The organism is Janthinobacterium sp. GW822-FHT07A03 (assembly GCF_058798815.1).
Map to the genome: position 1 here is coordinate 462,818 of NZ_JBXAKW010000004.1, position 15,508 is coordinate 478,325.

18 protein-coding genes are annotated in these 15,508 nt (G+C 61.5%); 8 read left to right on the forward strand and 10 right to left on the reverse strand.

Annotated elements, in window-relative coordinates:
* Positions 1-105: 105 nt before the first annotated feature.
* Positions 106-1,521 carry a type I glutamate--ammonia ligase gene (glnA, locus tag AC1RJW_RS14335; RefSeq protein WP_029496182.1) on the reverse strand — a complete coding sequence of 472 codons (1,416 nt, stop codon included), beginning with the start codon at positions 1,519-1,521 and terminating at the stop codon, positions 106-108.
* A 385-nt stretch (positions 1,522-1,906) separates the two neighbouring features.
* On the opposite strand from glnA, the gene AC1RJW_RS14340 reads away from it, so the two are divergent.
* From AC1RJW_RS14340 to AC1RJW_RS14355, 4 genes are all read left to right on the forward strand, one after another.
* Positions 1,907-2,368, forward strand: a complete 462-nt coding sequence (locus AC1RJW_RS14340) for a rhodanese-like domain-containing protein (RefSeq protein WP_099410353.1) — start codon at positions 1,907-1,909, stop codon at positions 2,366-2,368.
* A 157-nt stretch (positions 2,369-2,525) separates the two neighbouring features.
* The gene (locus AC1RJW_RS14345; protein WP_493045495.1) at positions 2,526-2,663 is read left to right on the forward strand and encodes a hypothetical protein; all 138 of its coding nucleotides are present in this window, start codon (positions 2,526-2,528) and stop codon (positions 2,661-2,663) included.
* A gap of 18 nt (positions 2,664-2,681) precedes the next feature.
* The gene (locus AC1RJW_RS14350; protein ID WP_493045588.1) at positions 2,682-2,876 is read left to right on the forward strand and encodes a type II toxin-antitoxin system RelE/ParE family toxin; all 195 of its coding nucleotides are present in this window, start codon (positions 2,682-2,684) and stop codon (positions 2,874-2,876) included.
* The gene (locus AC1RJW_RS14355) at positions 2,873-3,157 is read left to right on the forward strand and encodes a Fis family transcriptional regulator (RefSeq protein WP_493045496.1); all 285 of its coding nucleotides are present in this window, start codon (positions 2,873-2,875) and stop codon (positions 3,155-3,157) included. Before AC1RJW_RS14350 ends, AC1RJW_RS14355 begins: the two co-directional genes overlap by 4 nt.
* Here the strand turns inward: AC1RJW_RS14355 and AC1RJW_RS14360 are convergent.
* Positions 3,154-4,491: a TAXI family TRAP transporter solute-binding subunit gene (locus AC1RJW_RS14360; protein WP_493045497.1), complete on the reverse strand. Its 1,338-nt coding sequence runs from the start codon at positions 4,489-4,491 to the stop codon at positions 3,154-3,156. The two genes, AC1RJW_RS14355 and AC1RJW_RS14360, sit on opposite strands and share 4 nt — an antisense overlap.
* A 131-nt stretch (positions 4,492-4,622) precedes the next feature.
* Between AC1RJW_RS14360 and AC1RJW_RS14365 the strand changes: the two genes are divergently transcribed.
* Positions 4,623-5,228 carry a glutathione S-transferase family protein gene (locus tag AC1RJW_RS14365; RefSeq protein WP_493045498.1) on the forward strand — a complete coding sequence of 202 codons (606 nt, stop codon included), beginning with the start codon at positions 4,623-4,625 and terminating at the stop codon, positions 5,226-5,228.
* On the opposite strand, the gene AC1RJW_RS14370 is transcribed toward AC1RJW_RS14365, so the two are convergent.
* The 7 genes from AC1RJW_RS14370 to AC1RJW_RS14400 all read right to left on the reverse strand — a co-directional run bounded on the left by AC1RJW_RS14370 (position 5,225) and on the right by AC1RJW_RS14400 (position 13,668).
* Positions 5,225-5,605, reverse strand: a complete 381-nt coding sequence (locus tag AC1RJW_RS14370; RefSeq protein ID WP_493045499.1) for a hypothetical protein — start codon at positions 5,603-5,605, stop codon at positions 5,225-5,227. The genes AC1RJW_RS14365 and AC1RJW_RS14370 overlap by 4 nt on opposite strands.
* A gap of 63 nt (positions 5,606-5,668) precedes the next feature.
* The gene (locus tag AC1RJW_RS14375) at positions 5,669-8,797 is read right to left on the reverse strand and encodes a transglycosylase domain-containing protein (protein ID WP_493045500.1); all 3,129 of its coding nucleotides are present in this window, start codon (positions 8,795-8,797) and stop codon (positions 5,669-5,671) included.
* A 364-nt stretch (positions 8,798-9,161) separates the two neighbouring features.
* Positions 9,162-9,947 carry a competence/damage-inducible protein A gene (locus AC1RJW_RS14380; RefSeq protein WP_493045501.1) on the reverse strand — a complete coding sequence of 262 codons (786 nt, stop codon included), beginning with the start codon at positions 9,945-9,947 and terminating at the stop codon, positions 9,162-9,164.
* A gap of 31 nt (positions 9,948-9,978) precedes the next feature.
* Positions 9,979-10,806, reverse strand: a complete 828-nt coding sequence (locus AC1RJW_RS14385) for an EI24 domain-containing protein (RefSeq protein WP_493045502.1) — start codon at positions 10,804-10,806, stop codon at positions 9,979-9,981.
* Positions 10,806-11,846 (reverse strand): sterol desaturase family protein, encoded by a 1,041-nt coding sequence (locus AC1RJW_RS14390; RefSeq protein ID WP_493045503.1) that lies wholly within the window; start codon positions 11,844-11,846, stop codon positions 10,806-10,808. Before AC1RJW_RS14390 ends, AC1RJW_RS14385 begins: the two co-directional genes overlap by 1 nt.
* Complete coding sequence (locus AC1RJW_RS14395) at positions 11,843-12,685, reverse strand: polysaccharide deacetylase family protein (RefSeq protein ID WP_493045504.1); 843 nt, start codon at positions 12,683-12,685, stop codon at positions 11,843-11,845. The genes AC1RJW_RS14390 and AC1RJW_RS14395 overlap by 4 nt, the downstream gene beginning before the upstream one ends.
* Before the next feature lie 11 nt (positions 12,686-12,696).
* Positions 12,697-13,668 (reverse strand): YVTN family beta-propeller repeat protein, encoded by a 972-nt coding sequence (locus AC1RJW_RS14400; RefSeq protein WP_493045506.1) that lies wholly within the window; start codon positions 13,666-13,668, stop codon positions 12,697-12,699.
* Positions 13,669-13,865: 197 nt separating this feature from the next.
* On the opposite strand from AC1RJW_RS14400, the gene AC1RJW_RS14405 reads away from it, so the two are divergent.
* The 3 genes from AC1RJW_RS14405 to AC1RJW_RS14415 all read left to right on the forward strand — a co-directional run bounded on the left by AC1RJW_RS14405 (position 13,866) and on the right by AC1RJW_RS14415 (position 15,186).
* Positions 13,866-14,222, forward strand: coding sequence for an FKBP-type peptidyl-prolyl cis-trans isomerase (locus AC1RJW_RS14405; protein ID WP_034760263.1), 357 nt, complete (start codon positions 13,866-13,868; stop codon positions 14,220-14,222).
* A 200-nt stretch (positions 14,223-14,422) separates the two neighbouring features.
* Positions 14,423-14,677 carry an acyl-CoA-binding protein gene (locus tag AC1RJW_RS14410; RefSeq protein ID WP_070219266.1) on the forward strand — a complete coding sequence of 85 codons (255 nt, stop codon included), beginning with the start codon at positions 14,423-14,425 and terminating at the stop codon, positions 14,675-14,677.
* 47 nt (positions 14,678-14,724) lie between these two features.
* Positions 14,725-15,186 carry a GNAT family N-acetyltransferase gene (locus AC1RJW_RS14415; protein WP_493045507.1) on the forward strand — a complete coding sequence of 154 codons (462 nt, stop codon included), beginning with the start codon at positions 14,725-14,727 and terminating at the stop codon, positions 15,184-15,186.
* Between the two features lie 91 nt (positions 15,187-15,277).
* On the opposite strand, the gene AC1RJW_RS14420 is transcribed toward AC1RJW_RS14415, so the two are convergent.
* Complete coding sequence (locus tag AC1RJW_RS14420; RefSeq protein WP_493045508.1) at positions 15,278-15,427, reverse strand: hypothetical protein; 150 nt, start codon at positions 15,425-15,427, stop codon at positions 15,278-15,280.
* Positions 15,428-15,508: the final 81 nt, after the last annotated feature.

A 15,508-nucleotide genomic window follows, 5' to 3' on the forward strand; every position in this document is an offset into this window, starting at 1 on the left:
ACCGCACCGGCGCCGCCTTGGCGCAAAGCATAAAAAAACGCGGGCAAGACCGATCGCCTCACCCGCGTTTCTATTCACTACCGGCACATTGCCGGCATGGCGCCATTACAGCGAGTAGTACATGTCGAACTCGGCAGGATGCGTGGTCATGCGCATGCGCTGCACGTCCTGCATTTTCAGTTCCAGGTACGCGTCGATCATCGAATCGCTGAACACGCCGCCGCGGGTCAGGAACTCGCGGTCCTTGTCCAGCGCGTCGAGTGCTTCTTCCAGCGAAGCGCACACGGTAGGGATCAGTGCGTCTTCTTCCGGCGGCAGATGGTACAGATCTTTCGAGGCGGCTTCGCCCGGATGGATCTTGTTGGCAACGCCGTCCAGGCCAGCCATCAGCAGTGCGGCGAAGCACAGGTACGGGTTCGCCAGTGGATCCGGGAAGCGCGCTTCGACGCGGCGGCCTTTTGGATTGGCCACGTGCGGGATACGGATCGAGGCGGAACGGTTTTTCGCCGAGTATGCCAGTTTCACCGGCGCTTCGTAGCCTGGTACCAGACGCTTGTACGAGTTCGTGCCCGGGTTGGTGATCGCGTTCAGTGCCTTGGCGTGCTTGATGATGCCGCCGATGTAGTACAGGGCGAAATCGGACAGGCCGGCATAGCCGTCGCCAGCGAACAGGTTTTTGCCATCTTTCCATACGGATTGATGCACGTGCATGCCCGAACCGTTGTCGCCAACGATAGGTTTCGGCATGAAGGTGGCGGTCTTGCCATAGCTGTGCGCCACGTTCCACACCACGTATTTCAGGTTTTGCGTCCAGTCTGCGCGCTCGACCAGGGTCGAGAACTTGGTGCCGATTTCATTCTGACCGGCGCCGGCGACTTCGTGATGATGTACCTCAACCGGGATGCCCAGCGATTCCAGGATCAGGCACATTTCCGAACGCATGTCCTGGAAGCTGTCCACTGGTGGCACGGGGAAGTAGCCGCCCTTGACGGTAGGACGGTGGCCGCTGTTGCCGCCTTCGATATCCTTGCCGGTCGACCACGAACCTTCGTCCGAACCGATCTTGACGAAGCAGCCCGACATGTCGATCTTCCAGCGCACGCTGTCGAAGATGAAGAATTCCGGCTCAGGGCCGAAGTAGGCGGTGTCGCCCATGCCCGACGATTTCAGGTAGGCTTCGGCGCGTTTCGCGATCGAGCGCGGGTCGCGGTCATAGCCCTTGCCGTCCGACGGTTCGATCACGTCGCACTGCATGAACAGGGTCGTTTCTTCCATGAACGGGTCGATATTGGCCGTGTTTGGATCCGGCAGCAAGATCATGTCGGACGCTTCGATACCTTTCCAGCCAGCGATCGAAGAACCGTCAAAGGCGTGGCCCGACTCGAATTTGTCCATGTCGAAGTGCGACACGGGAACCGTCACGTGCTGCTCTTTACCACGGGTATCAGCAAAGCGGAAATCAACGAATTTGACTTCGTTTTCTTCTACCATCTTCAAGACTTCTGCGGCTGTCATTGCCATGCGTATCTCCTAAATGAATGTGGGGTGAGCCGACCTTAGTGCGTCTGGGCTGATGAAGCGAAGCAAACATTGCGTGCCACCAAAACTCATAAGGATCATAGCAGATTCCATGCCAGCCCCCGGAGCCGCCTGGCGCCAGCGGCAAAATCACTGCCATCCCAGTGAAAGTTTTCCTGCCCGCGATTTTCCTGCCGAGTTTGCGTCAAATCAAGAATGCACTATGCAAGTGCAAAAAACGAATAACGCACCATTATCGTGCATTTTGTGCGCATTCTTGAAAAATGCCTCGTTGTGGTGCGTCCGCCGTGCACCGTGGTTTCCCGTTTGCGGGGCGCGGACGGCGCACTATAATCGTACACACCATCCCACTTTCATCGAGGACGCCATGACTACCGCCGCCGACATCCTGACCACCGCCCGCAGCCGGGCCAATGAAGGTACGCCGTATGCCGGCGCCGTCACGCCGCAGGAAGCGTACGAGCTGCTGCAACTGGACGCAGCCGCCAAGCTCATCGACGTGCGCACGAATGCCGAGCGCGACTGGGTCGGCCGGGTCGACATCGCCGATACCCAGCATGGTGCGGTGCAGTGGGCCACCTACCCGGGCGGCGTGCCGAATCCCGACTTTCTTGCGCAGCTGGCGGCCCAGGCCGGCAAGGACGAGGTGCTGCTGTTCCTGTGCCGCTCGGGCGTGCGTTCGCGTCATGCCGCCAAGCTGGCGACCGAGCACGGCTATATCAACTGCTTCGATATCCTTGAAGGGTTTGAAGGCGACAAGGATGCGGACGGCCACCGCAAACAGATCGGCGGCTGGTGCAAGGCCGGGCTGCCGTGGCTGGGCGCCTGACGCTGGCCGCCTGACTATCTGAACAGTGTTTGATCTGGCGGGCCACGCGATGGCCCGTCATCGGCTACAACCATCCATGCGCGCCCGATTTTTTCAACTGCGGCGCAAATTCTCCTTGCGAATATGTACCTTATATAGTACAACGTAGAGGTGCGTCATGGATGCTTCCGGCCTGCGGCAGATTACCCTGCTGTTCTACGCGAACGGCAATGGCGGCGAGCCCGTGCGCGACTGGCTCAAGTCGCTCCCCATCGAGGAACGCCATGTGATCGGGCAAGACTTGATGCATGCGTAATGGCGCTGGCCCGTGGGCATGCCCCTCTGCCGGCATCTCGGGCACGGCCTGTCGGAAGTGCGCAGCAACTTGCCCGGCAAGCGCATTGCGCGCGTGCTGATCTGCCATCACGGCGATTGCCTGGTGGCGCTGCACGGCTTTATCAAGAAAACCCGGACGACGCCGGAAGACGACCTGGCGCTGGCCCGCAAACGCTACAAGGAACTGACATGAACGCCACCGCTCCCCACCTCGGCAGCAGCCTCGACGATTTTTTAAAAGAGGAAGGCATCTTCGAGCAAACGCAAACCCGCGCCATCAAGGAAGTGATCGCCTGGCAACTGACGCAGGCAATGCAGGCTCAATCGCTGTCGAAGACGCGCATGGCGGCCCTGCTGCAGACGAGCCGCTCGCAGCTCGACCGCCTGCTCGACCCCGGCAGCGACGTGACCCTGTCGACCCTGGAGCGGGCCTCCACGCTGCTCGGACGCAAGCTGTCGGTCACCCTCGTCTAAACTACCTCGGGCTGTTCGCCCATCAAGGTCAAGATGCGCTTGCGCACGAAATTGATGTGGCTGCGCAAGCCATACAGGCCATCGGCAAACGACAGGGGAATCGAGATCTGGTTGACCATGTCCTCGATCTGGTCCAGCCGCTTCAATTGCTCCGCATACACTTGTGCGCGCTGCGCTTGCGGCACGTCTTCCAGCGCCTGCTCCACCGTGCGCAGCTGGCCATACCAGCGGTACACGCGCGAGCGGATGCGCCACACGTACAGGGGCGGCACCACGCGCGACAGGGGCAGAATCAAGGCGCCGAGCGCCACCACCAGCACCCACATGCGGTCGAAGAAATTAGCCAGCCAGAAACTCATATAGCGCTGCAGCACGGGCGCGCCATCCTTGTAGAATTTCAGCGCTTCGGGCGCGACGGGAATTTCCGTGTAGCGCGCGGACGGGAATTGCCCCTGCTGCTGGAACCAGCCCGTGCCGCCATGGATGCCTGCCGCCGCCTGCACGAACAGGTCGACCAGGGCCGGATGCAAGTCTTCGCGCGCAACCAAGGTGGCGGTCGGCGCGATCAGGTGATAATCCTGCGCCGGGATATTTTTGCCCAGGTCGACTATGCCGCGCGGCAAGACGACATGCGTGAGGAAAGGCAAGCGCCGCGTGTACGCTTCCGCTTGCGAAAAATCAAACAGCTTGATGCCCGGCGTTTGCAGCAGCATCTGGATCAGCGGCGCTTCCGGCGCCGAGCTGAACACCAGGCCGTCGATGCGCCCTTCCAGCAGCTCCACCGTGGCGGGCGTGTTTTGCAAGGCACTGACGGTCAGCTCGTTCGCTTCGACGCCATTCACGGACAGCAACTGCCGGAACAGGCTGGGCACGCCCGTGCCTTCCGGCCCCAGGTTGATCTTCATGCCCTTCAATTGCGTCAGTTCCGTCACCGCCTTGTCTTCGCGCAGGAACAGCCAGACGGGTTCCGTAAACAGGCTGCCCAGGGATATGAGGCCATGACGCTCGGCATCGGCGTGTTCCGTCGAGCCGCTTTGCACGAAGGCGATATCGGTCTTGCCCGCGTTCAGGCGCTGCAGGTTTTCCTGCGAACCCAGCGATGGCTGCAAGGTCACCTTGATGCCGTGCTTGGCCAGGGTAGCCGCGTATTTCTTGCCGAACTCTTCATACGCGCTATTGTCCTGCCCCGTCGACAGGCTCACCTGGCGCGGTGGGGCCGGGTCGACCAGCCAGTAGGCAAGCGCGCAAAACGCGCCGACGAGCAGCAAGGTCGGACCGGCGGTGGCGAGGAAATCGCGCACGGAAAAGCGGCTGAACGCGAGGATTTTGGACATGTGGTGGCGCATAGGTTTCATGGGTGGCTACGATGCCAAGAAAACCTCAACTATGCAAGGCACTTTCACATGCGCGGCGTGGCCAAATCCGCTACAGTGGCAGATCAACCACCTGCCCTCTGGAGCCCTGCATGCTGAAAATTCTTGGAAAAGCCGCCTCGATCAACGTCCGCAAAGTCTTGTGGACGTGCGAAGAACTCGACCTGCCGTACGAACGCGAAGACTGGGGCAGCGGCTTTCGCACCACCGACGACCCGGCCTTCCTGGCCCTGAACCCGAACGCCATGGTGCCCGTGCTGGTGGACGGCGACCTGGTGCTGTGGGAATCGAACACGATATGCCGCTACCTGTGCGCGCAGGCGGGCCGCGACGACTTGCTGCCAAGCACGCCCCGCGCCCGCGCGGAAGTGGAAAAATGGATGGATTGGCAGATGGGCGATTTGAACAACAGCTGGCGCTACGCCTTCATGTCGCTGGTGCGCCACAGCCCCGCGCACCAGGATGCGGCGCAGCTGGCGGCCGGTATTGCCGGATGGAACAAGATGATGGGCGTGCTGGAACAGCAGCTGCAGCGCACTGGCGCATTCGTCTGCGGCGAACAGTTCACGCTGGCCGATATCGTGCTGGGCCTGTCCGTCAAGCGCTGGCTGATGGCGCCCCTGCAACGTCCCGAGTATCCCGCCATTGCCGCGTATCACGCGCGCCTGGAAGATAAAACGGCCGTGTTTGCCGGCTAATCGAGTTCGATGGCCTCGACCGTGCCGCCGATGACATAGCAATCGCCATCGCGGCGCACTTCGTCCACGGACGTCGGATCATCGTGCGTGTACGTGCCGTCGACATCGACGCACCAGTCGTCGCCAAAACGCAGCAGCTTCACGCCGCAGCAGATGCGGTTGATGAATTTGCCCGGCGTCCGGACCAGCACTTCGCGCACGTCGCCCACCGTGATGGCCACCTGGCGCCAGACATTGCCGTCCAGCGCATGATTTCTTGCGTACAACACGATGCGCACGGCTTGCACGCCGCGCGGCCCATACACGTGCTCGAATGATACGAGCGCGCCATCGTCGAAGCGATGATATTGCGCAAAGATGTGCTGGATTCTTTCCATAGCTTCTTTCTCTTCCATAAAAAAACCGGCCAATTCAGGCCGGCTTTTCATTGCAGCAACGATTTAATTCGTGCACTGCTTGGCCACGCCCTCGGCGGGCGCGGGCGGCTCGATCAGCGGCATCAAACTCGGCGCCAGCGACACGAGCAGTTGCACCGGCAAGGCGCTGGTGAAATCGTAATTCTTCGATTCCGGCCCGCGCACATACGCCGTCATGCTGCCATAGAAGCGCTCGCCGATATTGAACACGAACGTGGCCGAACGGTTCACATAGCGCGACTCGATCAGGCGGCCGCCGGCGCCATACACGTCGAAGCGCTGGTCGCCCGTGCCCGTCTTGCCGCCCATGGGGATCGGCACGCCGTCGGCGCCGACAAATGCCGTCTTCGCCCGTTTCGCCGTGCCGTCCGACACGACTTCGCGGATGGCCTTGGCGACGGCCTTGGCGACGTCCGGCGACAACACCTGTTCCGCTTCCACCTTCGTGCCCCGCTTGACCATGGTGTCATACGGCGTGTTGGCGGCGAAATGCATGGAATCGATGCGCACGCTCGGCTTGCGCACGCCATCGTTGATGATGATGCCCATCAACTCGGCCAGCGCGGCGGGACGGTCGGCCGACGCGCCCAGGGTGGTCGCATACGACGGCACCAGCGAATCAAACGGGTAGCCCATCTTCTTCCACTGGCGGTGGATTTCCAGGAAGCCTTCCACTTCCAGCAAGTTGGCGATGCGGCGGTCCTGCGCATGCTTGCGGTGCGTGTTGAACAGCCATTTGTACACTTCCTGGCGTTCCTTCTCGCTGGCCGCCACCATCTGCGTCAGGGTGGAACCTTCGTGCTGGCGCAGATACGCCACCATCCACAGTTCCAGCGGATGCACATTCGCCAGATAGCCACGGTCGGCCAAGGACCAGTTTTCCATCGCGTACTGCTGGTACATCTTGGCGACGCGCTCGGGCGGCACTTCGTTTTGCGACGGCAAGTTGGCGTTGAGGAAATCGCCGAATTCCGCCACCGTGCCCTTGGGATTGATGGTGCGGAAGATATTCGCCAGGCGCACGGGCGTCGGGCGGATGCTGGCCAACAAAATCTTTTCCTGCTCGTCAACGCTCTTGCCGCGGTACTTCTGGTAGAAACGGTGCAGGAATTCGCGCCCTTCCTTGTCGGCAAACCGGCTCAGGTACTGGGCCCGGCGCGGATCGTCCGCATCCGCCAGCAGCGAGGCCGAGGAATCGGGACGCGAGAACATATAGTAGCGGGCCACGTCGCGCATCAGGCGCACGAAGACCAGGTTGGTCGACTGGCGCAGCGCCTGCTGCACCGTCATGATGCGGCTGTCGTCGAGCTTGGAGAAGTTGCCGAAATGGTGCAAGCCGCCGCCCGTGAAGAAGCCTTCGCCCGGGTTGCCCGAATATTTGCGTTCCATGGCGGCCGCCAGCATGGCCGGCAGGTTGCGCGCCTCGCCGAGCGGCAATGGTTTCAGATAGGCAATCGCCCACTGCGACAGCATGTCCTTCGGATCGACGGCAATCTTGCCCAGCTCGGCGGCGCCCATGCCGCTATAGCGCTGGTGCAGCTGGTCGATGATGTCCAGATACGTCACCAGGGTGCGCAGCTTGGCCGTGGAACCGAGGTCCAGCTTGGCGCCTTCGTTGATGTCGAGCGGCTGGTCGAAATTATCCGTCTGCACACGCAGCAAGTTGGCCTGGTCGCCCTTTTGCAGCAAGGTAAAGCTGTAGACCACGTTGGCGGGGTCGCCATTGCCCAGCATGCCCTTGCCCGTCAGGCCCGCCGCTTTCGCCACTTCCGGGTCGCGCAGCTCGCGCAAGACCTTGGTGACGGCGTTTTGCGCCTGCGCGTCGAGCGTGCTGACCACTTTCAGGTCCAGGCGGTCGAGGTTGTACAAGCGCGGATCGCCGAGCATGCTGGCCAGATGATTGCGCACGGCATTCGAGGCCTTGCGCGTGACGAACGAGGTCGACGCTTCCGATTGCACGCCGGACGCCGTCGATGGACGCAGCTTCTCGGCGATGGCCGTATCGCGCAGCTGCGGCGAGATCACGCCCGCCTGCGCCAGCAGGCGCAGATGGCTGTTGGTCAGCACTTCCAGGTCGGCGCCGCCTGCCACCAGGTAATGCGAGGGACGGCGCTGCGCGATCAGCAGGCTCAGCGCCTGCTTGTAGGCCAGCGCGCTGCCGGGCTGATCCATTTTTCCACTGAGCAATGTTTTCACTTCGGCAAATGGACGGCCATACCAGACCCACATGCCGTCGCCGATACCGTTGACTTCGCCAAAACCGCTCTTTGCCGACAGCGGCACGGTATTGAGGTAGTTGACGACGATCTTGCGCCGCGCTTCCATGGTATTTTCGCCATCCTGGTACGAGCGCAGGCTGGCCGAAATCATCTGCAGCAGCTTGTCCTGCATGGAACTGGTGCGGCCGTCCTCGGAATGCCGGTATTTCTCGATCTGCGTGGCCAGGGTGCTGCCGCCGCCACCGCGGTGGCCGCCGAACAGGTTCAGCGCCTTGTCGAGGATGGCCTTGCTCAGGCGGTCCCATTCCACGGCGGGATTGCGCTCGGGCGTGCCCGGGTCGAGCAATTCCCGGTTTTCGATGAACAGCAGGCTTTGCACGAGCGCGGGCGGCGCTTCGGCAAAGCCGTCGAACATGCGTTCGGGATAGCTGGCCGCGAACAGCGGTGCGGCGCGGCAATCGAGGATGGTCAGGCCCGCGCGGTTTTTCTCGTGATACGTGGCAAAGATGCCCCGGTCGACCAGTTGCACCATTTTCGGCGACATGCGCGCCTGCGCCGTGACGGCATAGTCGCGTGCGTTGAGCTTGGTGATGAAGTCGGGCAAGCTGGCATAGCCGAGCCGCTCGTCATACGGGCCGTGCTGCGGATAGCGGATGGCGCCCGCCGGTGCAGGGCCAGGCTCGACCTTGAACGCCAGCTGGCGGTCCAGGCGGGTGAAAAACTCGGCCTGCAGGGCCGAGGTGCGCACTTCGCGCATGACGAACCACGCCACGCCGGCGATCAGCGCCAGCAAGATGATGGCAAAGATCGGCCAGATGCGCGAACGGCGCCTCTTCGGCGGGCTCGCCGGCGGCGGCGACTCGGCGCCCGTGTCGGGCAGTGGATCAGAGGGGGGCCGCTCTTGCGCGGCCAGATTGACGCCTGTGTCTTTCATGGGATGCTGGGGTAAGGTTGGGTTTGGACGGCGCGGAAAAGGCGGCAGCGATGCCGCTCCGCGCAGGATAAGACGAGGGCCAGCCAGGGCCGGTCACAACAAAGCTTGCTTAACATGATGTCCATACCGGTGAATCAAAAAAACACGCTACTGCACAGGCAGGCAACCCCGCGTTTGACACGCAAGGCCCCTGTTCACCATTCCACCACATCGGCATGAGAACGACTGACGAGCGCGCACAAAAATCTTGCTTCATTGAAGATTTTCGCAAAAAAACAACGTCTTGGAATGTACGCTGGCGTACATAGATGCATGGCGGGCTGGACGCCAGCGAAAAAGCCGCCGGCGCCGGGCTGGCTGCATGTCAGATGGTGGTGTATTCCGCCTGCAAGGTATCGAGGGCGGCGCACATCTCGGCAAAGGCGGCTGCCGCCTGCGCGGGCTCGCCCTTGACGCCCAGCTCGATATGCCGGCGCGTCTGCGCATCGCCCACGCTGGGCAGGCTGAACACCTTGATCAGCGGAAACTCCGCTTCCAGGCGCACCATCAGCGGCGTCAGCAGCGATTCGGCCGTTTCGTACACGAGCAAGGCATGTTCCGCATGCGGCACCTGATTGAACAGGTGGGCATAATGCGTATCGAGCACCCATTCGATCATGGGCCAGGACATGACGGGAAAGCCCGGCACGAAATAATGTTCGCGCACGGCAAAGCCGGCAATCTTGTTGTACGGATTCGGAATCAGCTCGGCGCCTTCGACAAATTCCGCCATTTTCAGGCGGTGCAGGTTTTCCGGCGAGTTCAAATCGGCCGGCACGCCCGCCTCCTCGCCCATTTCCGTGATCCGTTGCTGGATATTGGCCTTGCCCTGCGGATGCAGCACCAGCGGCAAGCCCAGTGCATCGGCCGCCGCCTGGCGCGTGTGGTCGTCCGGCGTGGCGCCGATGCCGCCAAAGCTGAAGACGATGTCGCCGCTGGCAAAGCTGCGCTGGAGCAAGGCGACCAGGCGGGCCGGTTCATCGCCCACGTATTCCGCCCAGCTCAGCTGCAAGCCGCGTGCCTTGAGCATGCTCACGACTTTCGGGAAATGCTGGTCAGTGCGCTTGCCCGACAGGATTTCGTCGCCAATGATGATCAATCCGATAGCCATGAAGCTCCCTCGTAGAATGCAATAAGAATGGTCAGGCGTCCGCCGGCGCCACGTCGGTCATGCCGCGTACGCCCCGCAAACGCGCCAGTGCTTCCAGGCAGTAATACTGGAACCACAGACCCGTAAAGATAAAGATCAGCACATACAGCCAGATGGCGAACGCCGCCAGGAAGGGGAAGAACACCACCGACATCACGCCGCCCATCCACAGCATGCCGGGCACGGCGCCGGCTGCGCCGGACACCATGCCGATGGCCAGCAGGGGCCAGCGCTGCGTGCGCATGATGGCGTGGCGCTCTTCCACGCTGGCGTAATCGGCCATGGCGTCATACGCCATCACGCGGTACGTCAGCCAGCCCCACAGCACGGCTTGCCCCACCAGTGCGGCCGGCGGAAACGCATACAGGGGCAGCATGAGCGCCCAGACGATGATGAACAGCAAGAACGTGGCCAGGGAAGTGCCGACGCTGCCCAGCAGGCTGCCGCCATGTTTCTTTTCCAGCTGCGGAAAGTGCCGCCCGCCAATATGGCGGCCGATGGCCGGCATGGCGAACAGGCCCATGAAGATCAGCGCCGTCAGGATCATCAGCGGCAGCAGCATGAACATGGCGATCAGGGGCACGATCACCGCTTTCAGCATGCCCAGGCCGAAGGCGGCCAGTACCTGGCCGCTGGTGCGGAAGAAATCATATTGCGTGAACAGCGCATGCAGGCTGTCGATCAGCGGCTGCAGCCCCACATACAGCAGAGCGCCCCACAGGATCAGCGACAGGATGAACGGTGCTATGCTCAACAGCAATATCCTGCCGTGCAATTGCGACAGGAAGGCACGGCCATACGAATTCAGCACATTACGCATCAACGGCGTCCTTTTCGTTTAAATCTTGCAAATTCGACCATGCGGCGCAAGCCCAGCCATTGCTGCTGCCAGAAGCCGCGGCCATAGTTGCGCCCCGGCCGGCCCATGCCCTTGCTGTCGATGCGGGCCAGCTGGTCGCGCACGCCCGTGCGCGCATAACCGGCCGAGAAATTCGCGGTGCCCAGCAGCATATCCCAAATCGGCAAGACCACACCGAAGTTGCAACCGCCCATGCTGCCCTTGCCTTTCGACTCGTGCCCCACGCCGATCGCATGGTGCGTGCGGTGGAAACGGGGCGAGATCAGCAGCCGCTCGCCGATGCGGCCGAAGTGTATCCTCACATTCGCATGCTGCAAGCTTTGCAGGATGCGCGAAATCGACACCAGCAGCACGTACTGGCCCGGCGGCACGCCGATACCGAGCGCCACCAGCGCCATCACCACGTCGCGCAGGAAGTCGTCGAGCAGGTGGTTGCGGTCATCGCTCCACAAGTTCAGGTTCTGCTGGCTGTGATGCAGGCTGTGCAAGCCCCACCACCAGCCGAAATGGTGCGAGGCCCGGTGGTAGCAATAGTCGACGAAGTCCAGTATCACAAAATAAATGATAAAACTGAGCAAGGGACTGATGCCGGGCAACAGCGATTCCAGGTTGAATGGATGGATATTGTCGAAACGCAAGGCGCCTGCCAATGCATCCATCAGCGGATCGAGCGTGAAGAAGACCAGCACGGAAAACAGGCCGATGCGGTGCAGCACCGTATAAATGAAGTCGTTCCAGCGGGCGCGCGGGTCCGTGATCTTTTGCGCGGGAATCAGGGCTTCGAGCGGCCGCAGCACGAGGAACAGCAGTACCAGTTCGCACAGGCCGATCAGCAGCCATTCCGTGCCCTCGAACGCCTCTTCCGTGAATTCGCCAAAGCCCAGGTGATACACAAGGGGATTCACCACAGTCTGGAACAGCCAGCCTTGCGCCACGCCAAAGGCGTCGACCACGGCGTCGATCGCCGGGGTGACGACACTGACGATGTCGGCGGCGATCATGGCTGGCCCTTCTTCTGCGCGTAGGCGGGATGCTCGCGCAGGGTGGCGAAACAGAAACCCTTGTCTTGCAGGCCGGAAATCAAGGCATCGAGGTTGGCGGGCGCCCACGGCTCCTTGCGCGACCAGATGCCCATGTGCGAAATGAAGATGTCGCCGCTGCGCAAGTTCGCCAGCGCCTTTTTCAGCAGCATGGCGTTTGGATACTTGTCGCTGGGCAATTCATCGCCGGAATACCCCGCCGGCGCCCAGCCCGCATGCTGGTAGCCGCAGGCGCTGCCGGCCGCCAGGGTGCGCGGCGACGTATAGCCCCCCGGCGCGCGCCAGAACGGGTCGAGCTTGCGGCCCGTCAGTTCCTGGAAGCGCGTATCGACGCGGCGCAATTCCTCGCAGAACTGCTGATCGGTGAAAGACGCCAGCTTGCCGCCATCCTTGCCGAACTGGGGCTTGACCTGGATCAAGCCGTTGGCCAGATCCTTCTTCCAGTACACATGGTCGAATGTATGCGTGCCGAACGCATGGCCTTCGGCGACCCGGGCTTTCCAGTACGGCGCCCACGACGGATCGAGCGAATAGTCGCCGCGCGTGGTCTTTTCATTGGCCAGGAAGAACGTGGCTTTGATATGGCGCTTGTTCAGCACGTCGGCGATCAGTTGCGCTTGCGACTGGCTGCCCGTGTCGAACGTCATGTAGATCGTGCCCTTGCAGGCGGCCGGGGCCGAAGATGCGGCTGGGGCCGGTGCTGCTGGGGCCGGTACGGCGGCATGCGCGGACGTCAGCATGGCGCCGGCGCACAGCAGCATGGCGGGCACATGGCCCGCGGAAATCAGGCGTTTCATCATCACACCCGTCATCACATGCGCGGCGAGTGCGTGGCGAAATACACGCCATGGGGCGAGCGGCCCACGGGGATCGTCTTGATCACCTTGCGCGTGGTTAAATCGATCACGGCCACTTTCTTGATCCAGCGCAATGTCACCCACATGGTCTTGCCATCGGGCGTGATTTCCATGCAGTCCGGGCCACCGGGCACGTTGATGGTGCCGACGTTTTCCAGGTTTTTCTGGTCGATGATGTTGATCGTGTTCGACACGCGGTTCGACACGAACGTCATGCGGTTGTCGCCCAGCGCACGGAAATTATGCGTGCCGGCGCCCGCCTTGATGCGCTTGACGGTCTTTTGCGTGCGCCAGTCGATCACTTCCACGTAATCGCTGCCCATGATACCGACCAGCAAATATTTACCGTCCGGCGTCATCGTGATGCCGGCCGGCGCCGGGCCGACGGGCATGGTCCATTTCACCGTCTGCGTGGCCAGGTCGATGGCGCTGACCTGGTTGCTGCCCTGCTGCGTAATGAAAGCCATGGTGCTGTCGGCCGTGAAGGCCATGTGGCTGGGCAGCTTCGGCAGCGCGATGCGCTTGGCCAGGGTCAGGTTCTTGCCGTCGTAGCGGTACAGGTCGATGCGGTCCAGGCGCAGCGAATTCGAGATGAACCACTTCTGGTCCGGCGAAAAGCCGATCTGGTAGGGGTCGAGGATGTTGCTGATGCGGCGCTGGATCTGGCCCGACACGGGGTCGAGGAAGATCAACTCGTTGCCGACGGAACTGGCGACGATCAGCGACTTGCCGTCCGGCGTCTCCATCAGATGGTGCGGCTCCTTGCCGACGGCAAAGGTGGACAGGGGGGCGTAGGTTTTCTGGTCCAGCAGTTGCACCGTAGCATCACGGGAATTGAGTACCACCACCACTTCGGCTTGCGCCGTCGATATTGCGGAAACCAGGCACAGCGAGGAAAAAACAAGGCGGCGTAGACTGCGGAACATGGAAGAAATCACTGTTAAATACAAAACATGCATTTTACGTGGAACACTGTATTTATTGTGTGAATTCCCCCCTTAAATGCAAGCGGCAGCCACACATCGCCGTAATTCCCCTATTTCCCCTGCGCCGGGCCTGGAATGGCGCTTTGCAACTCATTGCTCTACAATCTGAAGCTTTCATCGCCTACACAAGGATTATCATGACCACCACCACTACCGCTTCCGGCCTGCAATACATCGATACCGTCGTCGGCGAAGGCGCTGAAGCGCAAGCCGGCAACAATGTTGTCGTGCATTACACGGGCTGGCTGCAGAACGACGACGGCAGCGCCGGTTCGAAATTTGATTCGAGCAAGGACCGCAACGACCCATTCGAATTCCCGCTGGGCGCAGGCCGCGTCATCCAGGGCTGGGACGAAGGCGTGCAAGGCATGAAAGTGGGCGGCAAGCGCCAGCTGATCATCCCGGCAGCACTGGGCTATGGCGCCCGCGGCGCCGGCGGCGTGATTCCACCGAACGCCACCCTGATTTTCGACGTCGAACTGCTGGGCGTATAAGAACAGACTCCACAGCGCTCAAGCGACTGTACCTGGCGCCGCCCCTGTTCACGCAGTGGCGGCGCTTTTGTTTTGAGTGTGTCCTCTAATGCACGGCGCGCTTTTTTCACTATGATGTCAGGCACTGCAGCACGCACGGTGGCCACTCCGCCGCGCCTGCCGCACTTTTCCAGCGATTCCATCAGCACACAGGAGCCATCATGAGTTTACAAGAGCAATTCGACCAAGCGCAGCTCGATTCCAAGACCCTGTCCGAGCGTCCGGACAATATGACCTTGTTGAAAATCTACGCCTTGTTCAAGCAAGCGTCGAGCGGTGACGCCACGGGCGAGCGCCCCGGCATGACCGACTTCGTCAACCGCGCCAAGTTCGATGCCTGGGCAGCCCTGGCCGGCACGTCGAAGGAAGATGCGCAGCAGCAATACATCGACCTGATCGAAGATTTGAAGGACTGATCATCCCCCTGCCCCGGCACAGTCCGGGGCAATGTTATTATTTCCGCATGACACCATCACCGATTTCCCTGGCCCATGCCGCCGACCTGCCCCGTTTGTTCGACGTCTGGCACCTGTCCGTACGTGCCACCCACGATTTCCTCGCCGACAGCGATATCGCTTTCCTCATGCCCTTCGTCCGCGATGAGCTGGCCAGGGTGACGGCCGACCGCCTGCTGCACGTGCTGCGCGCCGATGACGGCGCCGCCTATGCCTTCCTGTGCGTCGAGCACGCCAAGATCGAGATGCTGTTCGTGCATCCCGATCAACGCGGCAGCGGCGCCGGCCGCACGCTGCTCCAGTACGCCATCACGGCCTTGGGCGCCACGGCCGTCGACGTCAACGAGCACAACACGCAAGCGCACGGCTTTTACCACCACCTGGGTTTTATCGGGGAAAGCCGCTCGGAATGCGACCCCTTTGGCAAGCCTTTCCCCATTTTGCACCTGAAACTGGCCGAAAACGGCTAAAAACTCACCAAAAACCACCAAAACAGGCCGTTAACGCAAAAGTAGCTACCAAATCGGTAGCCACTTTTTTTACGCCTGTATCAGCCGTAATTTACTTTTTTGCCGCCGCCAGCGCTTGCGCGATCCAGCCGTCAAACTTTTGCTGATGGTACTTGATCCAGCCGGCCGTATGGCGCGCGATATTGGCTTGCGTGTTTTCGCCGCGGCGCATGCGCTCGTTCTGCGCATTGATGTCGGCCACGGTACCAAATCGGTAGCCACTTTTTTTACGCCTGTATCAGCCGTAATTTACTTTTTTGCCGCCGCCAGCGCTTGCGCGATC